General features: G+C 42.7%; 4 protein-coding genes. 3 read left to right on the top strand and 1 reads right to left on the bottom strand.

The window, feature by feature from the left end; all coding sequences use genetic code 11:
• Positions 1–122 precede the first annotated feature (122 nt).
• A complete protein-coding gene (locus tag H6G48_RS04085) occupies positions 123–401 on the top strand; it encodes a hypothetical protein (protein WP_190719342.1) in 279 nt (92 codons plus the stop codon).
• A gap of 106 nt (positions 402–507) precedes the next feature.
• Positions 508–1,056 (top strand): hypothetical protein, encoded by a 549-nt coding sequence (locus tag H6G48_RS04080; RefSeq protein WP_008201089.1) that lies wholly within the window; start codon positions 508–510, stop codon positions 1,054–1,056.
• A 443-nt stretch (positions 1,057–1,499) separates the two neighbouring features.
• Here H6G48_RS04080 and trpA read toward each other — a convergent pair whose 3' ends face one another.
• Positions 1,500–2,294 (bottom strand): tryptophan synthase subunit alpha, encoded by a 795-nt coding sequence (gene trpA / locus H6G48_RS04075; protein ID WP_190719340.1) that lies wholly within the window; start codon positions 2,292–2,294, stop codon positions 1,500–1,502.
• 91 nt (positions 2,295–2,385) lie between these two features.
• On the opposite strand from trpA, the gene H6G48_RS04070 reads away from it, so the two are divergent.
• The coding region (locus tag H6G48_RS04070; protein ID WP_155120112.1) for a helix-turn-helix domain-containing protein at positions 2,386–2,469 on the top strand (84 nt) is incomplete at its 3' end.

The raw sequence follows: 2,469 nt of genomic DNA, 5'->3' as shown, positions 1-2,469 counted from the left end.
TGTCAACATATCAGCTATGTACACTGGTTTAGGAAAATTGTCTATTCAATCTGAAAAATGGCGTTCTGGGGTTGTCATGTTCTTAAATGTAAAGTTTTGTTACGAGATTCAACATTTCTGAGTTGGGTAAAGTCTATACCAATCAATTAAGTCGAGAAATTTCCCGATTAGGGCAAGAGTTTAATCCTACTGTTTACAAGCAGAAAATTAAGCAGGAAATGCACAAACAAATGGAAAAGCAAACAATTCCTTCTATTGTGGAAGAGGAGGTTCGACATCACCAAAAAGTTAACAAAGTTGAGGAAGCCTATCAACATACATTGGACGCAATGAATGGCTATATGACCAATCAGACCAAAGAAGATAATAGCCATACTCAAAATGGTCAAAACTTTGAATAAAGGGGAGTGAATACAATGTACTACTCGCTTTCAAGAAGCCCGCCCTTAAGAAATGAGTCAAGTTCATGGTATTTTTTTACGACAAACAAATTTCTGGAGTTAAATTATGGTTGACAGACGTTATTCCCTAAGTAAAAATGATGATTTTCATAATACTAACTTGCCCATTATGCGACGGGCCGAGCAAGTTCAGATTGAAGCCATTCAGCTTAGTGAACAAAAACGAGAGGGTTTTCTTGCCCGATTTTTTCCTAGTGAAACTCAAAGAGCGATTGTTAAAGCTCAATTGGCATTAGTTGAAACCGAATACGAATTTCGGAAACGAGCTTTAGAAACTTTGCGTGAAACACAATTGCAAGCTTTAACAGAAACTTGTAATCAGTATTTAACAAGAGATAAAGCTGCCCGTCGCGCCGATACAGCTAAGTTCTTACTTCACAAAAAAGAGGAGTTAGTTTATGAATTAGATGCCATTTTTGAGCGATTTATGAAACTGCTCAAAGAAAGGTATCAAAATATGGAGGATGAATCAAACCCTCTATTTCGTCAAATTCGCCAAGACAAGTTAGAAAAAGACATCAACGATTTTATGGAACTTCAAAACAAGCTTGTTGATAAATTTCAACGCTTAGTTGATGAAGATGTGAATTACTAAAAATAAATGGTTGAGTGCGATGCCGAAGGCACTGCCTAGCAGTACGCCTATCTTGCAAGGTTGGATTGACAACGGAAACCCAACATCATCCCCCTATTATTCTTCATATTTTGTGTTGGGTTGCACGTCGTTTAACCCAATCTAATGATTATTTTACGGGTTATTCCATGGCGACATTGTAATCGAAAATAATCTTTAGTCTGTAGATTGTAGGGTGCGTGTTTGCGGCTGCTACTTTGGACAAAAAACTAAAATCAACAATCGGCCGTAACGCACCAATTTTATTCGTGAGCGCCACCCGTAGAACAAGGTACAATGCTCTTTTAGGGGAACAATCCCTACTGCCACCACCGAGCGTTAAAACCAGCAGAAAAGGGAATCCCAGAGAGATTATACCTCGATCGCCCCGCAGCCGGAATTCCCTTAGAAGAACCTCTAACCCCTCACTGAATCGCCTGTTTTAAACTACGGCAGAATTCTTCGAGGGATTTTAACCCATCGCTGGGGGAATTATCGGCCAGACGTTTAACCATGGCACTGCCGACAATTACCGCGTCAGCCCCCCAGTTTTTCACCTGTAGCGCCTGTGTCGGGTCAGAAATGCCAAATCCTACCCCGACGGGTTTATCGGTGACAGAACGGATAGAATCGAGCAATTCCTCCACTCTGGTGGCCACTTGGTTCCGCATTCCCGTCACTCCCGTGACACTAACCAAATAAATAAAACCTTGAGATTGCAGTGCGATCGCTTGTATTCGTTCCGGGGGACTGGTAGGCGCTACCAATAAAATCACCTCAATTCCCTTAGCGGCAGCCGGTTGCAGCAGACTTTCCGCTTCCTCTAGGGGTAAATCGGGAACCACCAAACCACTCACCCCAGCTGCTTTAATTTGGTCTAAAAAGACATCTATCCCGCGATGATAGATGGGATTATAGTAAGTAAAGAGAATAATGGGAGCTTTCACCTCTCCCTGAGCATTTTTGACGATTTCTAGCACATCTTCCAACTTGACACCCCGATTTAAAGCGCGCGTGGCCGCCGCTTGAATAACCGGACCATCCGCAAGAGGATCGGAATAGGGAACCCCCAACTCGATCAGATCGGCCCCTGCCCGGTCTAAAATGCGTAAAGCTTGGGCAGTAGTGGACAAATCGGGATCACCGGCAGTAATAAAGGGAATTAAGGCACAATTCCCCTGGGAACGGAGAGAACGAAAACACTCGGAAACAGCAGTCATCGAAAATTTTGGGTCTGAAACCCCGTCGTTCTACGACGGCTTTACTGTTAAATATTAGCACATTTACGAAATATATGCTAAAATGTGAGACATGGAAAAAGCCTACTCGTTTCGATTTTACCCAACACCCGAACAAGAGTCGCTATTGCGGCGCACATTGGGCTGTGTAAGATTA

The sequence above is a fragment of the Microcystis flos-aquae FACHB-1344 genome, from assembly GCF_014698375.1.
Taxonomy (GTDB): Bacteria; Cyanobacteriota; Cyanobacteriia; order Cyanobacteriales; family Microcystaceae; genus Microcystis; species Microcystis aeruginosa.
This window is presented reverse-complemented; position numbering and strand designations above follow the sequence as displayed.

Bases quoted from the DNA above. Each gene is read 5' to 3' on its own strand.
- H6G48_RS04080 (WP_008201089.1), top strand. From the start codon at position 508: ATGGTTGACAGACGTTATTCCCTAAGTAAAAATGATGATTTTCATAAT.
- trpA (WP_190719340.1), bottom strand. From the start codon at position 2,294: ATGACTGCTGTTTCCGAGTGTTTTCGTTCTCTCCGTTCCCAGGGGAAT.